Here is a 24,251-nt window from a genome sequence, read left to right as displayed (position 1 = left end):
AAAAATAAAGAAGGGACATCTACTCCATTACAGAATAAATATCCCTTCTTTTGTTTATGAAATTATCCCTTACGGATTAGTAGACCAAAGTCCTGCTGATTTAATAAATGTACGTTTATTTAATTTCAGCTGCGCTACGATAAACTCTGCAATATCTTCTGCTTGCATTACTTTATCTGGGTTTCCATCAGTTAACCCTAAATCTACAGCCATATCAGTTGCTACTGTACTTGGAGTTAAAGCTGTTACACGAATATTATGTTTGCGAACTTCCATCGCTAACGATTCTGTTAAGCCAAGAACACCAAATTTAGAAGCACTGTATGCACTTGTTACAGGTGCACCTTTTTGTCCTGCTGTAGATGAAATGTTAATAATATCACCAGATTGTTGTTCAATCATACTTGGTAAAGCTGCACGAGTTGCATAGTATACACCCATTAAGTTTACTTGAATGATTTTTTCCCAATCAGCAACGTCTAATTCTAAAAACTTACCGAACTTAGAAATACCAGCGTTATTAATTAAAATATCGATAGACCCTAAACCATTTTTTAACGTTTCAATTGCAGTCGTTACCTCTTCATATGAAGATACATCAGCAGTCGCAATAACAGCTTTTACGCCTTCTGCTTCTACTTCTTTCGCTACAGCTTTCAAGTTTTCTTCTGAACGAGCTAAAAGACCTACATTTACGCCCTCTTTCGCTAATGCGATTGCTACAGCGCGACCAATTCCTCTACCTGCTCCTGTAATTAAAGCATTTTTACCTTGTAATAATTCTGCCAAGTATAACACTCCTTAATCATCTCAGTTATGTATTATATTAAAATTGTATCTGTGTTTATGTAAAAAGGCAATGATGCACTTTCATGTGCGTAGGTTACTTATAGGTAACTATGGAAAATTTTTATTGATAAGTCTCATGTTTTTGCCATAATTCATGTAAAATAAAAATAAATCCAGCATAGGAGAGTGTATGTGTATGAAAAGAAAAAAATGGTTCTTGTCACTAACTGCAGTCGGACTATGTATCATATTTTTGGCTATGTACTTTATATTTGGTAATCCACTACATTATAAAGTAATAGAAAAAGATACTAGCGACTATCTCTATACTATACAAGGCTATAAGCAAAAAGAAATACAAAGCATAACCGGAAAATATACTCCCATTTATAATATCGGCTATTATGCAGAGGTAGTATATAAAGACGAACCTTATTTTACATACTCTTATACATACGATAATAATAAGAAAATAATACAAGACAACGGCATTTTAGAAAGACATACTGAGTCATTTAAAAATCTTAATTTAAACTGGTCATTGTTTGACGAGTTAGTAGACGGTATCCATACTAACTTGCAAGAAAGAGGTTTAAGCGAAAAGAAAGATTATTCTATACGCTATGTTCAATTCATTGATATCGATGATGATACAAACGGTGCAGAAGCATATGTTGACTTTAAGAAAGATAAAGAATCAGATTATTCATACCGTATGAATGGCCAAGGAACAGCTTATCAATATAGTTGCAGTAACGGGGAATGTATTTTTAAAGAAAAATAGTGTTAGAAGATATCCTCCTAACACTATTTCTCTTCATAATTCGGAATACACACAATAAATTCTGTTCCATTCCCTTCCTCACTCTCGACTTTTATTTCTCCTTGATGAAGGTCAAGTACCTTTTTTACAATGGCCAAGCCTAAGCCACTTCCTCCATAAGCACGATTTCGTGAAGAATCCGCTTTATAAAACCGTTCAAAAATATGTTGTTTTTGTTTTTCAGATATACCAATTCCCGAATCATGGATACGTATTTCTACGAATTTCTCATATTCTTTTAACTGAATTGTAATTGTGCCACGACTTGGCGTAAATTTAATACTATTATGAATTAAATTAATCCACACTTGACTCATACTTTCTTGATCCGCAATTATATACACTTTTTCTAAATCAAGATCTAATTCAATTTCTTTTTCAGCCCAGAGCGGTTCACTATTTAACACAGTTTGCTTTAACTGTTGATCTAATCGATAATTCACTCTTTCTGGTGTATACTCTTCCGACTCTAAAAGAGTTAGTTTCAGTAAATTTTGGCTTAGTTTAGATAATCTCGTCGTTTCCGTTTCAATAATGGTAAGATAATGCTTTCGTTTTTTCTCGGAAAGATTGTTATCTTGTAGCGCTCTAGCAAATCCTTTTATAGATGTTAATGGTGACTGTATTTCATGAGAAACATTCGATACAAATTCCTGGCGCATTTTCTCCATCGCATTCAGTTCATCTGTCATATCATTTATACTTTTTACGAGTACACCAATTTCTCCATCATACTTTTCTTCATTTCGTATTTTTACGGAGAAGTCTCCTTTTGCAATTTTTTGTATCGGTTCAATAATAGTCCAAATCATTGCCTCTCGTTTTGGTCTCATTAATATCCCAATCAATGTCCAGATAAGAACAATAAATACAAAACCGACCATATCACTAATTAGAAAGGCCACAAACGACGATACGTTTACTTCAAAAGCATTCAATATACTAGTTGCTACATAAAATGCGATAGACCAAATTATAGTGAGAAAAGAAAAAAGCGCTAATACCGCTCCCGTTACTTTCAACATCTTCAACTTACTCATTCGTTTTCTTTTCCTCATTTACTTACCTCTAAGCGATACCCTAATCCTCTTATCGTTTTAATACTAAACTTCGACTTCTCTTCTTGAAACTTCTCACGTAGCCGATTAATATGAACGTCTAGTGTACGTTCATTCCCTTCAAAATCATATCCCCATACATCTTCAATTAACTGCTCTCTCGCACAAGTTCTTCCTGCTTTAGAACCTAAAGTAAAGAGCAATTCGAATTCTTTTAGCGGTAATGTGACTGTTTGTTCTCCGGCTGTAACTTCAAATGTTTTACGATTTAACAGTACATTCCCAATTTGAATCGATTGCGACACTGTAATTTGGTAACGTTTCAATAACGCCTTAACTCTCACTACTAGTTCTATAGGATCAAATGGTTTTACAAGATAATCATCCGTGCCAAGGTGAAATCCTTTTACTTTTTGAGACGTTTCCCCTTTAGCAGTTAGCATCAAAATCGGAATATCATAGTACTTCCTTAATTCAAAACATACATCAAATCCATCCATATTTGGCATCATGATATCAAGAACAACCATATCAACTTTTACTTCGTCTATTTTCTGAAGTGCATCTAGTCCATCAATTGCCTCATATGTTTGAAAACCTTCTCGTTCTAAAAATACAGAAACAAGTTCCCTAATATGCGGATCATCGTCCACTATTAAAATGTTAGGTATCAAAGAAACCATTTCCTTTCTAATTCGCATCCTTTATAAAACTTTTAAAAATGAATCATTAGTGGAGTAAAAACCCCACTGATGATTCATTTTATAATACGCCCTCTTTAATTTTCAATTGTTGCGTTGCAAATTCACGATACATATCATGTGTCTGTAATAATTCATCATGTGTACCGCTTCCTGTAAGATTCCCTTTTTCTATAAAGATAATTTTATCTGCATCCACAACAGTAGAAAGTCTATGTGCAATAACTAATGTTGTTCTGCCTTTCATTAAGTTATTTAACGCTTTCTGAACGACAGACTCTGATTTACTATCTAGACTGGAAGTTGCTTCATCTAACATAAGAATTTGTGGATTTCGAAGTAACGCTCGAGCAATTGCAATTCGCTGTCTTTGCCCTCCAGAAAGCTTCACACCACGCTCTCCAACTTCTGTTGCATATCCGTTTGGCAAATCATGAATAAATGCATCAACATATGCCATCGCTGCTACTTTTTCAATTTCTGCATCAGTCACTTCACCCTCAACACCGTAGCAAATATTATCACGAATTGTCCCATCAATTAACGGACTATCTTGTGAAACGTAACCAATTTGACGTCGCCATGATTGCAATGAATAACTCGTAATTGAGTCTTTTCCTAATTTAATGGCACCGCTAGTTGGCTCGTAAAAACGTTCTAATAGTGAGAATAACGTCGTTTTCCCGCTACCACTTGGTCCTACAATCGCTGTTACTTTTCCTGATTCAATTGTGAAATCAATATTCTTTAAAACTTTCTCTTCTTCGTTATACTCAAAATGTACATTTTCAAGAACGATTGCCTGCTTAGCATTTGTGACTTTCACACCAGTTTCATGATCTTCTACTTCATATTCTAAAATTGTATTAATTCTTTCCGTTGCACCAATTGCCTTTTGGAATTGTGTAAAGAACATAGATAATTGACTCATCGGCATTATAATTTGAACTAAATATAAAATAAATGCTACTAGTTCTCCTGTTGTTAATGCACCGCTAGAAACTCGCATTCCACCATACCCTACGATAATAACAAGTAATGCCATTAAAACAAACGACATAATTGGTGAAATTAACGCTTGCACTTTTCCCTCTTTCAAGCCAAATTGTAATAGCTTTTCAATACCTTTATTTCCAGTTTCATATTCCTTTTTTTCTGTGTTCGAAGATTTCACTAAACGAATTTCTGATAATACTTGTGTTAATACACTAGTAAAAGAAGCCGTTTCATCTTGAAGTGCTTTTGAAATCTTATACATTTTTCGTCCAAGTGGAACTAAGATGAGTACTGATAACGGAATAACCGTTAAAAGTAAAAGTGTCATTTTCCAATCTAAAACAAATAGTACAATTAATGATCCAACAATTGAAATACCGCCTGTTAATAAATTTGACAAATGCTCAGAAATTAACGTTTTCACAACTCCTGTATCATTTGTCATACGGCTAATTGTATCGCCTGTTCTATTTTGATCATAATAAGTTACCGGTAAAATAAGCACCTTTTTCCACAAACGTTCTCTCAGTCCAGCTACAATCTTCTGTCCTATATAATTTAGTAAATATATAGACAATCCCGCGGCTATAGTTTGCATAATAAAGAATGCAATTAGCCCAACAATTTGTCCTGTACTAATTGACGAAAGTGAAAAATTATCTACTAAGCCCTTCGTTAACATCGGTATAAATAAACTTGCTCCAGTAGAAAGTAAACTCATTAATAACGCAAAAGCAAGAATCCCCTTTGGAGGATTTGTATCTTGAATAAGGCGTAAAAACTGCCTCCAGCTCCCTTTTTTCTCCATCTCATTTCTAACTTCCATTTTTGTTCATCTCCTCGTGTTCAACCAAACTGTTCTTTCTAAAAGTAGAATACAATACAAATGTAAACTGAATGTAAACACACTTTTTCTGTTTTTACAAAATATACATACAAACGCATCTTTACAACAGATATAAATATCTGATATTATTACCTGGTACTTAATATTATTCTATGTGAATTATAGATAACTAATTTACAATACTGTATAAATCTCCCGTTATTGAAAGGAGTATCCTTTTTGCAAACAAATATACATTCCGAAAAGGAAACAATCATTTTTATTCATGGATTAGTCGGCAATCGTCGTGCCTTCAAAAAAGAGCATAAGCGATTTTCCGCCTCTTACAACATTATTACTTATGACTTATTAGGTCACGGCGACGATAAAGGAGAAGCTATCGAATTTTCATTACAGCGCCTCGTAGATCAACTATTGAAATTATATGAAAAAGAAGGTATTACAAAAGCTCATATTTGCGCTCTAAGTTATGGCTGTTATATCTCTACAATTTTTGCACAAATGCACCCAGAAAAAGTATTAAGCATTTGTCATATTGGTGGACATTATAATAATCCATCCCTTTTATATAACGTATTTCAAAAATTTTGGGAGAAGCGCGGAGATGAATACTCTAAATGGCTCTCTCAATATGCAAATACCATTTTTCCAAGTGGCATACTAAAGGCAAATCCGTTCGCAGTCATTTCAAGAAATATTTATTACCGTTTCGGATTGCAATTACATTCATCAATTATTTCCCAATCATTACGGCATCGTTTAGAATTCGATTTAAAATCTAAATTAAAATCACTTCCCCACCCTATATTATGGGTAATGGGTGAACACGATCATCTCTATAAATCTTGTCTTTTTGATTTAAAGTCCATTCTTCCTAACGTTTTATATAAAGAAATACCGTTAGCAGGACATGCAGCAAACTTATTTCGTCCCAACTACTTTCATGACCTATACGCTCGATTTTTAAATGGGAAGTTACAGTAAAAACTACTACATTCCCAATTTACTCAACTATAAAAAGGCTTCCCAAGTTTCCCTGGAAAGCCTTTTCTCTATACGAAAAGTATATAAACTACTTTTTCTTAGTATGCTTTTGTGTAACCTAACATGTGCTTGCTCCAGTAAGAGTTACTTACAGAACTAATACGTACACCAGTTGCATCAGTTTCTGCACTAATGAACTGACCGTTTCCTAAGTAAACACCCATGTGAGAAGGACCTGATTTATAAGTATTTTGGAAGTATACTAAATCACCTGGTTGCGGATTGCTAGTTTTTGTTTTAGAGCTCCAGTATCCAGCAACTGTTTGACGAGCGCCTTTATGACCAGTTTGATTTAATACGTAGTGAATGAATCCACTGCAGTCAAAACCAGCAGGTGTTGTACCAGCAGTTCTGTATGGTGAACCATTTAATGATCTAGCGAATCCAGCGATTGAAGATGTATCTCCACCTGTTGTTGGTTTTTGTACGTCTTTACCTGGTTGTTGAACGTTATTTGTAACGTTATTGTTATTTGTAACGTTGTTTACTCCGCCTTTTACAAACTTAACGAAGTCTGCACTTACGTAACCTGTACGGCCGTTATGGTTAATTTTGTACCAACCATTTTCAGCGCCAGTAACGTTTAATACTTTACCTTGTGTTACGCCACCGATTACAGCGTTGTATGTAGCTGGGCCTGTACGTACTTTTAAAGCACCAGTGTTAACAACATAAGAACCACCAGTTTGAACTGTAGTAGTATTGTTGTTTGTAGTTGGTTGTTTTGTTTCGTTAGATACAGCAGAACCACCTTTTGTTACGAAGTCTTTGCTTACGTATCCAGTTCCACCATTGAAGTTGATTTTAAACCAATCTTGTACTTCTCCAACAACTTGTACTGTTTTACCTTTATTTACAGAGCCTAATACTGTATGAGATGTACTTGGGCCTGTACGTACGTTTAGTGAAGAAACGTTTACTGTGTAAGTACCAGTTCCTTGTTGAACAGTAGTTCCTGTTTTACCACCAGTCGTTACGAAGTCACCACTTACATAACCAGTTTGACCGTTTACAGTTACTTTGAACCAACCGTTTTCTTGTCCAATTACTTGTAGTACTTGACCTGATTTCACTTTAGAAATAACGTTATGTCCTGTACCAGCACCTGAACGTACATTTAATACATCAGCTGTTACCGTGTATTTTAATTCAGAAGTTGTTTCTACCTTTTTTGTTTCAGTTACAGTCGTTTGAGTTTGAGTTTGTCCATTAATTTCTTTTAGCGCCTCATTTGAAACTTGTGCCTGAGCAGAATCCATACCTGGAACTGCAACACCCACTACAGAAGCTGCTGCTAAACCTGCAATTACTTTTTTCATAAGTTGTCTTTACTTCCTTTCCCTACTATCCTCTTAAAAAAACTTATAAACTTAATACATTACAATATTATCAAAGTAAAATATTCATTAAGTTCCATTTTTTAACAAGAGTTTTATTTTTCACACAGAGTTCATTTTAAATGAATGAAGTGAATTCCGCGTGAACTTCATGTGAACTTTACCATTAAACTTATTGTTTTTGCAATGCTTTTTTCAATTCTCTTATGTATTTCATTGAAAATTCGACATTTCATTCATTATCTTAATATACATTTTCTATCCACTTTTAAAAACTCTATTCATCGAATCCAATGCAAAGAATGTATTTTCTAGTAAAGTCCCTTACATAAAGCATACTCTTATCATGACAAAAAATGCTTTTTTAATCAATAGTATAATATTTTTAGAAAACTTTTTTGATACTATCTATCACTCATAAAAGATTTGACGATTTGTAAGATTTAACTTCAAAAATTCTGTTCTAATTTGGCGAAAACACACACACACCACTACCTATTTTTCACTAACTATGGAATTTATAGGATATTTATATTATCATATATATAGCGGCATTTTAACCAATACAAATTTTATTTACCCTACACTGAAACCTATGGAACTTTTACAAGGCGGTACATTGAATTTTGAGATGGAAGTCTTATTGCCCGCAAATAATGGGATTAAAAAAGGAGGTATATTTATGAAAAACATAATAGATGATCCTATAAATAAAAATATAGAATTGTACTCTGCTTTTTTTCAATTCGTTTCAATTATTACCTTACAAAAAATATCAACTATTGAAACACGTAAAAACGAATTAAAAGATCAGATGAAAAATTCCTATCAAAAAAATCCTTATTACTTATAAATTTTCACACGATTTTCTAAAGGTTGGTATTCTTTTTCACCTGCAGGTACCACCGGTTTACCAAACGGCATTTGCGCAGTAAGTTTCCAGCTTTCTGGAACTTCCCATTCTTTTCTCACTTCTTCATCAATTAATGGATTGTAATGCTGCAATGTAGCACCAAATCCTTCAATTTCTAAAGCTGTCCAAATTGCAAATTGTAACATTCCTGAGGATTGCTGTGACCACGTTGGGAAATTCTCTTTGTATAATGCAAAGTTTTCTTGCAGTTCTTCCACTACTTGACTGTCTTCAAAGTATAAAACCGTTCCATAACCACTTTTAAATGCATTCATTTTTTCTTCAGTAGATGCAAAGTTATTTTCAGGTACAATTTTTCGTAACGTTTCTTTCGTAATATCCCATAACTTATCATGTTGTTCTCCTAGCAAGACGACAACGCGGGCGCTCTGAGAGTTAAAAGCTGAAGGTGTATGTTTTACAGCATGATAAATCACTTCTTGAATTTTTTCATCAGAAACTACTTGCTCTTTACTAATCGCGTAAATAGATCTTCTGTCTTCAATTGCTGTGTAAAAATCTTTTGCCATCATAATTCCCTCCAATTTTCATTTGAGGCTTTTTCATATGTATACATCATGTTCCGCCTCTTAAAACTTATCATTAATAAGCTTCTAACTTTATACTATCAACAAACAATAATAAACTCAAATAATAACACTCACATTTTTTACCTTTTTACTTCCTAATACTAACAATAAAAAGGCAATTTATTGTTACCGATAATAAGTAACAACAAATTGCCTTGCTTATATGATGATCCAACTCAGTATTTCACTTAATTAACTAAGCCAAAAGCATAAGACATTAGCTTGTTCGTCTCTGTAAAACGCTGCGTTTTACCTTTCGTTCCCATTACAACAGTAATAATACGAGTATCACCTTGTTTTGCTGTACCCGTAAAACAATACCCCGCGCTATCTGTAAATCCTGTTTTTAATCCGTCTATTCCTTCTATATATAAAGCTTTATTATTTTTGTTTAACATATCATTTGTACTTATAACATTAATATTATTAAATGCTAACTGACTTTGACGTAAGTGAGTCACTTCTAATATTTCTGGATAGTCTTTTATTAGATGATACGCCAAGTTTGCTACATCAGCAGCCGTCATCTTCGTCTCACTTCCATCAGGTTCTTGTAGTCCTGATGCATTTGCGAATTTAGCATAATCCGACATTTTTAACTCCTTCGCTTTTGCATTCATAAGCTGAACGAAATCTTTCTCCGTCTTAGCCATATGTTCTGCTAAAGCTACAGCCGAATTATTTGCCGATTCAATCATTAATGCATGGTACAAATCTTTAACAGTCAATGTGTCATTCACTTGGACTGGGATTCTCGCACCCTCTGTTTGTGCCGCTTTCATACTCATTTTCACCGGATCTTCCCAGCGAACTTTCCCATTATGTACATTTTCTAATAGAAGATACGCTGTCATCATCTTAGACATGCTTGCTGGCGCAAAAGCTTCTTTTTCATTATGTTGATAAATAACTTCTCCATTACTCGCATCAATAATCATAGCTGCTTTTGCATCAATTTTCGGTGGTATGTACTTTGGTGGCACTACTTTTTCAGCTAATCCTGTTTTAGGTAGTTCTGCCACCTGTAAAGGTTGTCCCTCTATATTTGTTGCACTCTTTTGAGTTCCTTGGAATAAGAACCAACATATCCCTAAAATAATGACTACTAGGATCGTCAGCCTTCCCCATTTTAACCGCTTCATTTCAAAACTCCTTTAGCAAACCTTTTATACACTCACGTTTAACCATAACAATAATTACTTTATATCGTCAAGGTAAAAAGCATATTTATTCATCTAATACATTTATGTTACACTAATAATACCGAAATATAAGAATATTCAATAGTAATATTAGAAACTCATAATTCAATAGAAAGGATTCTTACGATGCTACTTCCAAAACCATTAAAATACGGAGACACAATCGGCATTTATTCGCCCTCTTCACCAGTAACCTATACTTCTCCTAAAAGATTTGAACGAGCGAAATCTTATTTACAACAGAAAGGATTTCACATATTAGAAGGTTCACTAACAGGTCGATATGATTATTATCGCTCCGGCAGTATACAAGAGCGTGCCGAGGAACTGAATGCTTTAATAAGGAATCCTAATGTATCTTGTATTATGTCAACAATTGGCGGTATGAATTCCAATTCCTTATTACCTTATATTGATTATGATGCTTTTCAAAATAACCCTAAAATAATGATTGGCTATTCAGATGCAACAGCTTTATTGCTAGGGATTTATGCCAAAACAGGAATCCCTACATTTTACGGTCCGGCACTCGTCCCCTCCTTTGGAGAATTTGAGCCTTTTGTAGATTATACATACAATTATTTTGTAGAAACATTACTACATGATCAATCGCTTCCTTACAACATAAAACAGCCTTTATTTTGGTCAGATGAATTTATTAATTGGGAAGTGAAAACGAAAGAAAAAGAACTTAAACCAAATAATTGGATTTCCGTAACAAATGGACAAGCTACTGGACGTATTATTGGAGGAAACTTAAATACAATAGAAGGAATTTGGGGTAGTCCTTATATGCCATGTATTCAAAATGGGGATATTTTATTTATTGAGGATAGTTCAAAAGATGCAGCTACTATTGAAAGAAGCTTTTCATTACTTAAAGTTAACGGCGTATTTGATAAAGTTTCAGGTATTATTCTTGGAAAACATGAGCAGTTTGATGATTGTGGTACAAATCGCAAACCTTATGAAATATTATTAGAAGTACTGCAAAATCAAACAATTCCTTTATTAGCTGACTTTGATTGTTGTCATACCCATCCGATGATCACTATGCCGATAGGTGCTCAAGTGAACATGGATACAACTAATAAAACAATACATATTTTAGAACAATGGAAGATATAAAAAAACACTTATATTATAGGAAGAAAATATTATAAACTTTTCCAATAGAAAACATAAAAAAGCTCCGTTCATCACAAACGGAGCTTTTTTATTATTGTCCTAAATTTTGAACCTTCTCTTTCAAATCACGAACTTGATCAATCGTCTGCATAAGCTCAGAGTTTTTAAATTGCTCTACATCCACTTTTCCTTCTTCTATCTTCGTCATTGCCGTATCAATTAATGTATTTAACTTTTCGTTATATCCGACGATTTGCTGATGAAGATCCTTTGCTACATCAGGTGGTGTTAATTCATTGAAAGCGGGTATATCTTGTTTAATTTCACTAAGCTTCGTTTCTAACTCTTTTCGAGCTTCGCTATCATTAACAGCCTTTTCAGCTAATGCTGGTGCATCATTTGCAAATGCACTTATTTCATTTACATAGTCTGTCGCTTTTTGAGCATAATCTATGGAGTTCTTTCCTTGCTCTACTAGTGAACATCCCATTAAACCAATTGAAACTATACATACTAATAAAATTGATTTGATTTTCATTTTAGACTCCCTTCGCCTTTATAATTGTCTGCAATTTTCTCTATGCATAACTTCTAGCTAAATTACTTATAACCTTTTTCAAATAGTTATTTACCCTCTTACATGCCCTATTATCGTTACAGCATCTATTTCTATATTTACGCTAATAATATCTTCAATTATATCCATATATCCTTGTCCTATAGCTGTTCCATAGTGTAATGTAAGCCCCTTCTTTTCATACACTGACTTTGGCACCGAAAAAATAAACCTCCTCAAGTTACTTTCATCAGCTGGTTCCATAATTAAAACAATCCCATCCTCATCAAACATATATGCTCGCCCTCCAACTTTACATTCACTATGGCTCAGTATTGCCTTTGTCAGCTAAATTTAAAACATAATAAGTTAAGATACAACTTTGCTGTATCTTAAAAATAAAAAACATTAATTCTTTTTTGTTAAGAATTAATGCTTTTTAAAAAATCATTTTCTGACTCTAGCATCTTTTTTTGACGAGGTTTTATTTTTTTTACGGGAACTCCAGCATAAATATACCAATCATCTAAACTCTCTTTTACCATACTCATCGCACCAACTGCTGTGCCTTCTCCTACAGTTACATTTGGAAAAATAATAGAATCAGCACCAATAATCGTATGCTTTTTTAAAATAACTTTTCCTGTTTTCACATTCCTATATTGATTCGGGACAGTTGGCCCCATTAATGTATTTCCACTGAAATCATCTAGTACTGCATATACGATTGTTTTAGCTGAGATATTTGCAAAGTCATACATTTCAATCCCAACTTCCCCTCCATATAACGCTGTATACGCTGATATATGCGAATAACTTCCAATTGTGATTTTACCACTTAAAATACAAAAATCATCAATTCTTACATTATTACCAACTGATATAACACCTGGATTATATATACTTGCTTTTTTACTAATCAATACATTTTTCCCAACAGATAAAAATCCAATTTTCTTTAGCTCTTCTTGACTATAAAAACTATTCATCTGCCGACACCACCTTCTGCCCTAAACAGATTACAATTTGTTCTACTATTTCTTTCGTCATTCCTTCCCATAAAGGTAAACTTACTATTCGTTTGGCTATTTTATTCGTTTCTATTAAATCTGTAGACTTATAAGTTCTAAAAAGAACTTGTTGGTGGCATGATGGTGAAAAGTATAATCTTGCTTCTATTTTCTGTTTTTTCAGTTCTTCTATTACTTGTATGTTGTGAACTTCTTCCGGACAAAGAATAGGCATAAATTGTTGAATAACTGCTTCTGTCTTTTGGAGTTTCCATCCTTTTTTCATTAATCCATTACTTTGTAACAATTGTTTATACCATTCAGAAATACGGGTGCGTTCTTTTAATTTTTGATTCCATTTTTTCATAGTCGCAATCCCAACAGCTGCCGCATATTCAGACATTTTACAATTAAACCCCATCATCGTACATTCACGATTTTTATCAAATCCGAAATTACCCATTCTTTTAATACGTTGTATATCTTCTTCCTTTTTACTATATATGAGCCCTCCTTCACCAATTCCGAACGGCTTTGTTGCATGAAAGCTATATACGATCATACCACTAAAATCCTGACCGTAATGCATACTTCCATTCATTAACCCAAATCCCGGTGCCGCATCTACGACAACCGGAATACCCTTTTTCTCTAATTCTTCATATTCTTCTAAGTCCATCCATGATCCAAAAGTTGCGTACGGGACAACAATCGCAACCTCTTCTTTTAATTCTTCAATCTTATCCCAAAGTACTGTTTTATCCATATACCAATCATCTATTGAAATATCAATAAAATAAGGCTCCAATCCACACCAAATAGCCGCTAATGGAGTCGCAGGGAATGTAAAACTAGGCATGAGGGCATATTTTCCTTTTCTTCTTTTCTTAAGTTGAATAGCGGCCATTAACCCTAACGTTGCGTTTGCCACTGTTGTAACAGCGCCCCTGTTCTGAAAAAATTCCGACATAATTGTTTCTTCAAAACGTTGATTTATAGGTCCATAATTCGTATATATGTGAGATGTATCAATTTCCTTCAATTCGTCCAAATACTCAATTACAGGTACAGTTGAAGCACGCAAAAAAGGAATATTCTCCATATCTATCTATTCCTTCCTATCATTTTCGGACAATATAGAGCGTATCTGTTTCAGATAATCCAAATTTCCTAGCACTTTTCATTCCTTTTCTTTCAGCTACGTTATATAATTCCACCTTAAACCCTGCATTCATTAATCGTTGAATGAATCCCGATTGATTATAAATTCTCACATGATCTTCTTGACCAAAAGCTAATTTTCTCAATTGTGGTGTTACAATTAATTTATTTTCTATAATAGAATCTACATTCATTACGATTGGTACTTGAATAATTCCCCATCCATTTGGCTTTAATACTCTATATAACTCTCGCATTGCTTTGTCATCGTCAAGAACGTGTTCTAATACATGGCTACATAAAATTACATCAAAAGTATTACTATCATATGTAATGCTTGTAACGTCAATTTCCTTCATTAATGGATCCTTTGGCTCTATATCCCCACATACATACGTAATATTTTTATACTCGTTAAACCAATCTCTTAACTTCTCTTCAGGTGCAATATGAAGCATAGTGTATTCTCTACTTAACAAGTCCGTTTCCATTTCAATGTACGCACGATACAACCTTTCACGATCCATTGAACTACAAACTGGGCATATCCCTGTATCTTTATTCCACATCTCAAATTTATATTTCGGAAAATCATAATGTGCTGGCCAAGGTGAAAATTTTTCAAATTGCTGATTGCAATATTGACAATAACAAGATTCTTTCTCAAACATATGAGCGACTAGCTTGTTTAACCCTTTTTTTATCTTTTCATTATAAATTTGATCTAGTTCCCCATTTCTTACCGCATCCTTAACTATAAATCCCGCATTTTCTAAACAATAAGATAAACTCTCTTTATAATCTCTCTCAGAACTTAAAAATCCACTATTATATGCATCTATAATTAATTCAATCCACTCTTCAATTGTCATTAAAATAAAATGTATTTGTTTTTGATTTTGTCCACTATGTTGTCTAAAATAACTAAGAGGTTCTTGTATATAAACTACTTTTCCTTTCCTCATCATATCTAGCCAAGTTGCAATGTCATTAATAGAAGAATAAGCCTTTCCTCTAAAATACCCAAACTTCCCTTCAAACAAATCTCGATTAAACAGAACAGTTGTCGGCTCACCAACTATATTTTTTAAATTTTTTAATATGTAATTTCCTAATTCTTTCCCTTCAAAAAGTGTAGTTTCTTTCGCAATTTTCATATTCAATGTTGAGGGTGGTAATATCTCTCCATTCTCATCAATCAGTTCACGATATGACGTCACAAATGAAATATTTTCTAACGTCAAAAAGTATTTCATCATTCTCTCGATCTTTTCATGATGAAATAAGTCATCATCTAATAAAAAGTTTATATAATCCCCGTTCGCAAGTTCTATACACTTATTAAAGTTTTCAGCAACTAACGGAGTTTCATTTTTAGCATATGTAATACACTCATATTCACGTAAATACGGTTGAATCATAGCATTAACTTCATTATTTGTACTGTCGTCAGAAATAATAATTTCAATATTTTCATATGTTTGATTCAGTGCGCTATTGAGCGCTAATTCTAAGTAATAAGGTCTATTGTACGCGGGAATAAGTATACTTACTTTTGGTAAAGGAGAATTATTATTTATATGTTGTTTTTTCTTTTCTATGTTTATTTTCTTTCTCCTAATTTTTTGATAATAGTCTAATGTATACAATATCGATGATGGAACTATCCTTCTTGCATAATCTAGAAAATTAGTTATCGCTTTGTCTAATTCTTTTTCGTCGGATAAGAAACCATATTTTTTTCCTGCTATAATACTATGTGAAAAATCTTCTAACCCATCCATCATTTTATTAGATTCATTTAACTGTTGATCTGGATGTAATCGAAAGTAACTAAGTGTCTCTGCTATATATACTGCTTTTCCTTTACTTAATAAAGATAACCATGAAGCTATATCTACGTTACATAGATACCGCCTCTTATCAAAAATCCCATACGGTTCTTGTAAATCATTTTTACGAAATAAAACTGTTGTCGGTTCTCCGATATAATTTTTTTGATCCACAATTACCCTATTTGCTAATTCTGTTCCCTCTATAATCGTATCCTTTTCAAATAAACGGACAGTTGAATAAATATGTCGTAGTTCTTGCCCTTTATCATCAATTACTTGGCGATGAGATGTTACAAGCTTAATTTCATTATCTAGATCATTCAAAAAATACTTCATCATTTTTTCAATTTTATTCACGTGAAATATATCATCATCCATTAAAAAGTTTACATACTCACCGTTCGTTTCATTAAATAACATTAGCGCATTTTCAAATTGTCCGAGAGTTGACCTGTTTTTTATATAAATAATATTTGAATGATTACATAAGTATTTTTGTAACACCTTTTCTGTTTCGTCATTCGTACTATCATCTCCAACTATAATTTCTATATTAGGATACGTTTGTTCTAACACACTACATAATGCCTTTTCAAAGTAGCGAGGTCGATTATACGTAGGAATTAACACACTTACCAACGGAAGTTGATCTACCACCTCTACAGTTCTTTCAATACGAGTTCTCATTTTACTCTCTCACCTCTTCGCATATTATTTGTATACGCGATGCAAAAATCACATTACTTTAACTGTATGGAGCCTATATACTTTTATGCAAATATGAATCGAAATATCATACTTTTCGTTCCTGAATAAACATATTTAATAACGCGGACATTTTATTTGCACCTTTTTTATTCATATGATCACTATCATAAAAATCTTCATCACAAAATAATGGTGAATCAAATAGATCTATGATTTGAAAAGAATATTGTGCTTGAAAATCATTTATAACTTTATAAAAATCTTCTTTTAATTTCTTACTACTACAATTGAAATAATGTGAAGTAACAGGGAAGACAACAATTAGTGGCTTTATATCATTTTTTAACAGTAATTCTAAATATGTTTTAAAAATCGTTTTATTTTCAACTAAAGTATGAGGATACGACAATTTAGCATGTGAAGCTGCTCTCATTTTCCCATGTTCTTCAAAAGGAATATGAAGGGGAGTAGTATTCCATTCAGCATTTATCCAAGGTAGTATCAATGATTCATCTTTTTGTTCGTCTAATAAAATATATTCAAAATGCAAAGTAAAAATAGAAAAAAGTGGTTTCGGACTATCTAGATGTGAGAATCCATCAGTGGGTAGAGGAGAATGAACTACAGTATGATGACCGTCTTGAAACAATGGATAATATACTTTGTGAATTCTATATGCTTCAGATGATAACGACATGTCAAAGTAAAAAGAGAAATAGGCTATTCCTATCAAACAATATTGAAATGAATGATCGTTTGATAGAAGTTGTGACGCTATTAAATAATCATAGTATAGATCTTGCGATGGAAGTGTTAATTTTATTGACTTTTTTGAGAGGAGCTCCGTACTTATGCCACAATGCGGATAAGACAAACCGGTAGCAAACAATTCATATGTGGGATCACTCTTTACTTTTTTCATAGACATGTATAAAAACATAAGATCCGGATTTATTTGATATATAGAAATTAATTTATTCCTCCATTCATACATGTATTTTGTTAAATTAATAATTTTTTTACTTTGCACGCCCTTGTTTATCAATTCATTTGTAAGTTTTTCTGCGTCCACTCTCCAAATGACTATATATTGAAAAGAATTTTCTATACGAACAATAGTTGAAACGTCTACAACATGAACTATTATTTTACATTTATTTTTGTCTAATGCATTTTGAATCCTTCCCCCTGATACTTCATCACTTAAAACAATAATTTTATACTGCTCCTTCATGTATATCCCCTCCATTATATGTATAATATGAAATTCATTTTTCATTCATAATGATCATATACATCTGCAATCCAACATTAAAAAAGAATAGAATATTCATTTCAAAACAAAAATAGCTCCACCATTTGGCGTAGCTATTTTTACAATTATTACTTATTCAAACTATATTCCTTTATCTAACTCATAAAGCTTTCGATACTTCTCGTTGTCTTTCAGAAGTTGTTCATGACTGCCTTGCATCACAATTTGACCACGATCAAGGAATATAACTTCATCTACATGTTCAATTCCTACAAGGTGGTGTGTAATCCAAATAACAGTCTTTTCTTCTGTTGCAGAAAACATTGTTTCTATTAAAGATAGTTCTGTCTTTGGATCTAAGCCGATCGTAGGTTCATCAAGTACAATAATTGGAGCCTCTTGCATTAGCGTTCTAGCAAAAGCAACCCGTTGTCTTTCTCCACCAGAAAACCTTTTCCCCATTTCATGCATTTTTGTTTGCAATCCATCTGGAAGAGAAGCTATATGCGAAGCTAATTGTGCTTTCTCTAAAGCTGTCCATATCTCTTCATCCGTAGCCTCTGGTTTACCGATTCGCACATTATTTCCAATTGTCGTATCGAATAAATGCGGCTTTTGATTCAATACAGAAATATATTTTGATAAAAGATTCGTATGAGCATATTCACTATTCAATAAAACTTCACCATGTAACGGGCTTAGCGCACCTGCTAACAATTTTAACAAAGTAGATTTTCCTGTTCCACTTCTTCCTAAAATGGCGATTTTCTTTCCTGCCTTTATTTGCAGTGATACTTCTTTCAATACAAATTCATTACTATCTGGGTAACTATACGATACATTATTTAATTCAATGCCTATATATTTTGATGCAACATAATTTTTATCCTCATGTAATTCCTTTTCATCCTGTAAAACATCATTAGCTTCTACTTTATTTAGACGATGAGCAGATTCTACATATGATGGAATGCGATCGATAGCATCTGAAAGTGGAATTAACGCATTTGTCACAGATAACGTCATTAAGACGAAAGCCGCAATAACGGTAGGTGCAATCTGTTCACTTGCTGCCTCATTTCCAGTCCATATGATCATTGAAATGACTACGATTCCCACTACTAATTGAATGATACTGTCCCGAATATGATTCCAGCGCTTCATTCTTTTTTCCGTTTTTAACAACTGAGCATTTTGCTCTACATACTTATCAATGAATTCATCTTTTCTACCACTTGCTTGCCAATCAGATAACCCAAAAACAGCGTCTGTTAGTTGTTGATACAAACGGCTTCTTCCTTGCTTTAAAGTAACATGATGTTGCTTCATTAAAAGTAATGATACAAACGGAAGAAGAAAAACGATAATAGCCAACATACATGCTGCAATAAGTGCAAATACTACGTCAAATGCTCCAATAACAAGTACGAATATGCTATATACAACTAACGCTAATAGACTAGGAAATATTGTACGTAAATATAGGTTTTGCAAATGCTCTATATCTTCGGATAATATACCTAACATATCGCCCGTTTGAAATCGTGAGCGGAAAAATAACGCCTGCGGTTCTACTATTCTGTATAGTTTCGTTCTCATCTTTTCTAATATGCGTAGTACGACATCGTGTCCAACTAAACGCTCTAAATAATGAAATACCGCTTGTCCTATACTAAACGCACGTGTTGCAACAATAGGAACATATACAGCCATTACATTTTCTGGTCTAAGAGCAGATTTAGAGATTAAATAACCTGAAATGAAAAGTAACATCGCACCTGAACTAACTCCAAGAAGACCAAGGAAAATAGTTACAGTCATTCTACCTTTATTTTGCTGTATATAAGGTTTAATCCAGTTACTCATCTCTATCCCCTCTCTTTCCTTTGAAAATGTAATGCCTCATTCTTTAAAAGTTCTTCATACGTGCCGCTTTTTATCATTTCCCCTTTATTTAAAATAAGAATATGATCCATCTGTTTCATCCAGTGAAGACGATGTGTTGCAAGAAATACTAGCTTACCTTCAAACAGACGTAACATCGCTTGCTTTATTTCAAATTCAGTTTCAATATCAAGATGTGCTGTAGGCTCGTCTAATAAAATAATTGGCTTTTTGCTTAAAAGTGCACGCGCCATAGCGACACGTTGTTCTTGCCCGCCACTAAGCATACGTCCACCTTCTCCAATTCTTTCATACATCCCGTTCGGAAGCGATGTAACGAGTGAACGAAGACCAACTTCATTAATAACTCTTTCCACTTCTGCATCAGTTGTATTTGTTTCATAGAAACAAATGTTATCTTTTAATGAAAGCGGGAAAATATAAGGTTGCTGCGGAATATAAGCAATATTCTTTTGCCAATCTTCTCGAGTAGACCCGTCAATTTTCACACCATTTATTATCAGCTTTCCACCCGAAGGAGTTAAAAATCCTGCTAATACGTCAATTAACGTCGATTTCCCTGCCCCACTTTCACCAATTACACCTATAGCGCCGGTGCCTTTCCAAGTAAAATCAATTCCCTCTAATATAGCTTTTTCAGATTCATTATTCTTTACTTTTACATCTTGTAATTTCAAGTTACTAGAGGCATTCCATATTAAACCTACATTAGATTCTTTCGTTCCTATTTCTTTTTGTTGCTGTAAAATCTCTTCTATTTGCTCCATTGCAAGTTGTCCATCTAACGTAGCATGATAATTCGCTCCAACTTGTTTAATTGGCAGAAAATATTCCGGAGCTAAAATTAAAATCGTAAGGGCTGGCAATAGTACAATTGTCCCATCTATTAAACGTATCCCTAATCCGACCGCCACAAATGCAATGGATAAGCTCGTAAAGAAATCTAATGCAAAAGAAGAAAGAAAAGCAACTCGCAAAGTACGCATCGTTGCTTTTCTATACCTTTTACTTACTTTTTCAATCTTTCCTTCGTGTTGTTTACTTTTCCCTAAATACTTTAATGTTTCTAATCCTTTTAACGTATCTACAAAATGATTAGAAAGTACTCGATATGTTTCATATTGGCTATCTGCCATTTTCTGCGCTGCTAATCCTAGTAGGATCATAAATGTAATTACGATAGGAATCGTTACAACTAAAATGATTCCAGACTCAATATCTAACGTAAAAACATATAGTACAATTAGTCCCGGTACGATACTACTTCTAATCATTTTAGGAATTGTTAATTCAATATATGTTTTAAATTTCTCAATACCTTCAATCGATAAGGTAACCAGATGACCTGTTCCAGCAGTTTGAACATACCGTGGACCTAATGTGAAATACGCCTCTATTAATTGTTTTCGCAGTAGCGATCCTGTTTTTTCAGCGAAACGTTCCACTAATATTTGCGAAATTCGAACTAGCATATGACGTACTGCAAACGTAATTCCAAAATAAACCGTTTCATTTAACACAGATTGCACTGTTTCTCCTTGAAATAAAAACGTAATAGCCCGTGCTAAAAACACTGTTTGCCCAATAATACTTATAGCTTCTAAAATGCTAATGATTGTTAACACTACATATAAAACTCGGCTACCAGGATACGACGGAAGTCCTCTTTTTCTTTTCATTAGTACTCCAAATCTTTATCTGACTTAACAGGTTGTCTAAACACATAGAAACTCCATATTTGACTTCCCAAAACAAATGGCAATATAGCAATTGAAAAATACGTCATCAGTTTTAGTGCATAATCTCCCGATGCTGCGTTATAAATCGTTAAATCGTATATTGACCCTAACGAGCTAATTAAGACACGTGGGAACATGCCGGCAAACACACTCGCACTTAGTAAAACGATTGTTAAACTCGTCATAACGAAAGCCCAACCATCTCTTCTTCTTTTATTTAATAATGTTGACGCACATAATGCTACAAAAGCTCCAATCGGAACCATAATCCACTCTGTACCATGACCAGTGAAAATATCTGTTTTCCATAACCCTACACCGGCAAAAATAAGAAGTGCTATAATTGCAAGCGGTGCAATTTTCAACGCAGCAATACGTGCACGTTCTCTTAACTTACCAGTTGTACGTATAGTAAGGAATTGCAATCCGTGAACAATACATAGCAGAAGGAACATAACTCCTCCAAGTAATGCAAATGGATGAAGTAATGGTAAGAATCCACCTACAGCATTTTTCGTTTCATCAATCGGAATACCTACCATAAAGTTAGCAATTGCAACTCCCCAAAGAACAGGCGGTAGTAAACTTCCTAAAAACATACCCCAATCCCAAAAACCTTTCCATTTATGATTGTCTATTTTCGCACGGAATTTAAAGGAAACCCCTCTTATAATTAAAGCAAGAAGCATAAATACAAACGGAATGTAAAACCCGCTAAATAAAGTTGCATACCAGTGCGGGAATGCCGCGAACATAGCTCCACCAGCACAAACAAGCCATACTTCATTCGCGTGCCAAAATGGGCCAATTGTATTTAAGTAAATTCTTTTCTCTAAATCGTTTTCCCCTAAAAACCTTGAAACTATACCTACACCGAAATCGAAACCTTCAAGTACAAAGAAGCCTACGAATAAAACTGCAATAATGATAAACCACAACTCATTAAGAGATAACATACTCTTCCTCCTTATCAAATGGATCATGGCTTTGAGAATCCTGTTTCGCTTTCTTATTCTCATGTCCTTTAATAATACGAACGAATAAGTAAATAGTGATTCCACCTATAATTAAATATAGTGATGTGAATGAAACTAAAGAGAATAATACTTCTCCGAACGTAACATTTGGAGATACAGCATCTTCCGTTTTCATAACACCGAAAACTACCCAAGGCTGACGTCCCATTTCAGTCATAATCCATCCTACTGTATTACCGATAAACGGTAGTGCAATTGCATACACCATTAATTTTAAATACCAAGTTTTTTCAGCTAAACGATCTTTTCTTGATAAGAACCATCCGTACGCTCCTAGAAGAAGCATAAATGTTCCACTCATTACCATCGCTCTAAAACTCCAGAACATAGTGTGTACTGGCGGTATATAATCTCCAGGCCCATATTTTTCTTCATATTGTTTTTGAATTTGATTCATCCCTTCTACTTGACCACTAAATTTATCAAATGATAATAGACTTAGCATATAAGGGATTTGAATTTCAAACGAATTTTCTTGCTTCTCTGCATCAATTTTCGCAAATACTGTAAATGGCGCTGGATCCCCACTCGTATTCCATAACGCTTCAGCTGCTGCCATTTTCATTGGATGCGTCTTAATTAATTGTTGTGCTTGCGCATGACCAAAGAATAATACTAACGCCGTTGTAAGTGTTCCAACAATGATAGAAATGCGGAACGATTTTTTAAACACTTCAGTTTCTTGAGCTTTCGTTATTTTCCATGCACTCACACCTGCAATAAAGAATGCACCAGTTGCAATCGCAGCTGTAATTGTATGCGGGAATTGTACCCATAATTGTGGGTTTTGAATAATCGCTAAGAAATCATTCATCTGTGCACGTCCATCTGCTGCCATTTCATATCCTACTGGCGATTGCATAAATGCACTTGCAGTTAAAATCCAAAATGCTGATAACATTGTTCCAATTGAAAGGAGCCAAATACATAACAAGTGAATTCGCTTCGGTAATTTGTCCTCACCGAATACCCATAAACCTAGGAATGTAGACTCTATGAAAAATGCTAATAAGCCTTCAATTGCAAGTGATGGACCAAACACATCACCTACGAAACGTGAATATGTTGACCAGTTCATGCCAAACTGGAATTCTTGTAAAATACCAGTTACTACACCTACCGCAAAGTTAACTAGGAATATTTGTGTCCAAAACTTCGTCATCTTCTTATAAATTTCTTGTCCCTTTACCACGTATAACGTTTGCATTAACGCAATGATAAAAGCTAAACCAATAGACAGCGGAACAAAAAAGTAATGGAAAATCGTTGTTGATGCGAATTGTATTCGTGCCAATTCGAGCGTTTCCATACTACAATCACTTCCTTCATAATTTTTTATATCGTAATTTCAATTGAGTTGTATGTATAAAACAACTCAAACCTTAGAAATATAGAAAGATAAATTTGTTTATGTACTTTTAGAAAATATAAATTTTCAGTTTTCAAGATAATTACAAAAAAACTTTCTCATAAAATTTACCTTTTCACTATTTCAGTAGTGTTTTATCCGTTAATCGAATTGTATAATATACCTGCATAGTAAATTCAGCTGATTTTTGACGTATTATTGACATCATTTTGTCTGAAATATGTCTTTTGTCATTTTTTTGAATTAGA

General features: G+C 33.7%; 21 protein-coding genes. 4 read left to right on the top strand and 17 right to left on the bottom strand.

What is annotated here, in order from left to right:
• Positions 1-69: 69 nt before the first annotated feature.
• The gene (locus GFJ36_RS08990; RefSeq protein ID WP_000818985.1) at positions 70-789 is read right to left on the bottom strand and encodes a 3-ketoacyl-ACP reductase; all 720 of its coding nucleotides are present in this window, start codon (positions 787-789) and stop codon (positions 70-72) included.
• 196 nt (positions 790-985) lie between these two features.
• Here GFJ36_RS08990 and GFJ36_RS08985 point away from each other — a divergent pair, with 196 nt between their 5' ends.
• The gene (locus tag GFJ36_RS08985; RefSeq protein ID WP_137035593.1) at positions 986-1,573 is read left to right on the top strand and encodes a DUF3139 domain-containing protein; all 588 of its coding nucleotides are present in this window, start codon (positions 986-988) and stop codon (positions 1,571-1,573) included.
• 23 nt (positions 1,574-1,596) lie between these two features.
• On the opposite strand, the gene hitS is transcribed toward GFJ36_RS08985, so the two are convergent.
• From hitS to GFJ36_RS08970, 3 genes are all read right to left on the bottom strand, one after another.
• Entirely contained in the window at positions 1,597-2,670 is a 1,074-nt protein-coding gene (hitS, locus tag GFJ36_RS08980; RefSeq protein WP_097889402.1) for an envelope stress sensor histidine kinase HitS, read from the bottom strand.
• On the bottom strand, positions 2,667-3,344 hold the full coding sequence (hitR, locus tag GFJ36_RS08975) for a response regulator transcription factor (RefSeq protein WP_217993520.1): 678 nt from the start codon (positions 3,342-3,344) through the stop codon (positions 2,667-2,669). Before hitR ends, hitS begins: the two co-directional genes overlap by 4 nt.
• A gap of 88 nt (positions 3,345-3,432) precedes the next feature.
• Positions 3,433-5,193, bottom strand: a complete 1,761-nt coding sequence (locus GFJ36_RS08970) for an ABC transporter ATP-binding protein (protein ID WP_087982900.1) — start codon at positions 5,191-5,193, stop codon at positions 3,433-3,435.
• A gap of 240 nt (positions 5,194-5,433) precedes the next feature.
• On the opposite strand from GFJ36_RS08970, the gene GFJ36_RS08965 reads away from it, so the two are divergent.
• Positions 5,434-6,198, top strand: a complete 765-nt coding sequence (locus tag GFJ36_RS08965; protein ID WP_060490040.1) for an alpha/beta fold hydrolase — start codon at positions 5,434-5,436, stop codon at positions 6,196-6,198.
• 98 nt (positions 6,199-6,296) lie between these two features.
• Here GFJ36_RS08965 and entFM read toward each other — a convergent pair whose 3' ends face one another.
• Complete coding sequence (gene entFM, locus GFJ36_RS08960; protein WP_000755539.1) at positions 6,297-7,577, bottom strand: enterotoxin EntFM; 1,281 nt, start codon at positions 7,575-7,577, stop codon at positions 6,297-6,299.
• A 700-nt stretch (positions 7,578-8,277) separates the two neighbouring features.
• Here entFM and GFJ36_RS08955 point away from each other — a divergent pair.
• Positions 8,278-8,448 (top strand): hypothetical protein, encoded by a 171-nt coding sequence (locus GFJ36_RS08955; protein ID WP_048543210.1) that lies wholly within the window; start codon positions 8,278-8,280, stop codon positions 8,446-8,448.
• On the opposite strand, the gene GFJ36_RS08950 is transcribed toward GFJ36_RS08955, so the two are convergent.
• Both GFJ36_RS08950 and GFJ36_RS08945 read right to left on the bottom strand, forming a co-directional pair.
• Positions 8,439-9,041: a nitroreductase family protein gene (locus GFJ36_RS08950; protein ID WP_170968397.1), complete on the bottom strand. Its 603-nt coding sequence runs from the start codon at positions 9,039-9,041 to the stop codon at positions 8,439-8,441. The two genes, GFJ36_RS08955 and GFJ36_RS08950, sit on opposite strands and share 10 nt — an antisense overlap.
• Positions 9,042-9,286: 245 nt before the next feature.
• Positions 9,287-10,240 carry a D-alanyl-D-alanine carboxypeptidase family protein gene (locus GFJ36_RS08945; protein ID WP_087982905.1) on the bottom strand — a complete coding sequence of 318 codons (954 nt, stop codon included), beginning with the start codon at positions 10,238-10,240 and terminating at the stop codon, positions 9,287-9,289.
• A gap of 186 nt (positions 10,241-10,426) precedes the next feature.
• On the opposite strand from GFJ36_RS08945, the gene GFJ36_RS08940 reads away from it, so the two are divergent.
• Positions 10,427-11,428 carry a S66 family peptidase gene (locus GFJ36_RS08940; RefSeq protein ID WP_087982907.1) on the top strand — a complete coding sequence of 334 codons (1,002 nt, stop codon included), beginning with the start codon at positions 10,427-10,429 and terminating at the stop codon, positions 11,426-11,428.
• A 91-nt stretch (positions 11,429-11,519) separates the two neighbouring features.
• On the opposite strand, the gene GFJ36_RS08935 is transcribed toward GFJ36_RS08940, so the two are convergent.
• The 10 genes from GFJ36_RS08935 to cydA form a co-directional block, all read right to left on the bottom strand.
• Complete coding sequence (locus tag GFJ36_RS08935; protein WP_087982909.1) at positions 11,520-11,966, bottom strand: DUF6376 family protein; 447 nt, start codon at positions 11,964-11,966, stop codon at positions 11,520-11,522.
• 90 nt (positions 11,967-12,056) lie between these two features.
• The gene (locus GFJ36_RS08930; RefSeq protein WP_087982911.1) at positions 12,057-12,278 is read right to left on the bottom strand and encodes a hypothetical protein; all 222 of its coding nucleotides are present in this window, start codon (positions 12,276-12,278) and stop codon (positions 12,057-12,059) included.
• 128 nt (positions 12,279-12,406) lie between these two features.
• Positions 12,407-12,973 carry an acyltransferase gene (locus GFJ36_RS08925; RefSeq protein WP_088608624.1) on the bottom strand — a complete coding sequence of 189 codons (567 nt, stop codon included), beginning with the start codon at positions 12,971-12,973 and terminating at the stop codon, positions 12,407-12,409.
• Positions 12,966-14,096 carry an aminotransferase class I/II-fold pyridoxal phosphate-dependent enzyme gene (locus tag GFJ36_RS08920; RefSeq protein ID WP_087982915.1) on the bottom strand — a complete coding sequence of 377 codons (1,131 nt, stop codon included), beginning with the start codon at positions 14,094-14,096 and terminating at the stop codon, positions 12,966-12,968. The genes GFJ36_RS08925 and GFJ36_RS08920 overlap by 8 nt, the downstream gene beginning before the upstream one ends.
• A gap of 19 nt (positions 14,097-14,115) precedes the next feature.
• Entirely contained in the window at positions 14,116-16,677 is a 2,562-nt protein-coding gene (locus GFJ36_RS08915; protein WP_087982917.1) for a glycosyltransferase, read from the bottom strand.
• A 106-nt stretch (positions 16,678-16,783) separates the two neighbouring features.
• Positions 16,784-17,932, bottom strand: a complete 1,149-nt coding sequence (locus GFJ36_RS08910; protein WP_141542722.1) for a hypothetical protein — start codon at positions 17,930-17,932, stop codon at positions 16,784-16,786.
• 162 nt (positions 17,933-18,094) lie between these two features.
• Entirely contained in the window at positions 18,095-19,819 is a 1,725-nt protein-coding gene (gene cydC / locus GFJ36_RS08905) for a thiol reductant ABC exporter subunit CydC (protein WP_097889401.1), read from the bottom strand.
• 2 nt (positions 19,820-19,821) lie between these two features.
• Positions 19,822-21,537, bottom strand: a complete 1,716-nt coding sequence (gene cydD / locus GFJ36_RS08900; protein WP_087982922.1) for a thiol reductant ABC exporter subunit CydD — start codon at positions 21,535-21,537, stop codon at positions 19,822-19,824.
• Positions 21,537-22,553: a cytochrome d ubiquinol oxidase subunit II gene (gene cydB / locus GFJ36_RS08895; RefSeq protein ID WP_097889400.1), complete on the bottom strand. Its 1,017-nt coding sequence runs from the start codon at positions 22,551-22,553 to the stop codon at positions 21,537-21,539. Before cydB ends, cydD begins: the two co-directional genes overlap by 1 nt.
• Positions 22,540-23,943, bottom strand: coding sequence for a cytochrome ubiquinol oxidase subunit I (cydA, locus tag GFJ36_RS08890; RefSeq protein ID WP_087982924.1), 1,404 nt, complete (start codon positions 23,941-23,943; stop codon positions 22,540-22,542). Before cydA ends, cydB begins: the two co-directional genes overlap by 14 nt.
• Between the last annotated feature and the right edge of the window lie 308 nt (positions 23,944-24,251).

Source organism: Bacillus sp. EE-W1 (assembly GCF_009760835.1).
Classification (GTDB): domain Bacteria; phylum Bacillota; class Bacilli; order Bacillales; family Bacillaceae_G; genus Bacillus_A; species Bacillus_A wiedmannii.
This window is presented reverse-complemented; position numbering and strand designations above follow the sequence as displayed.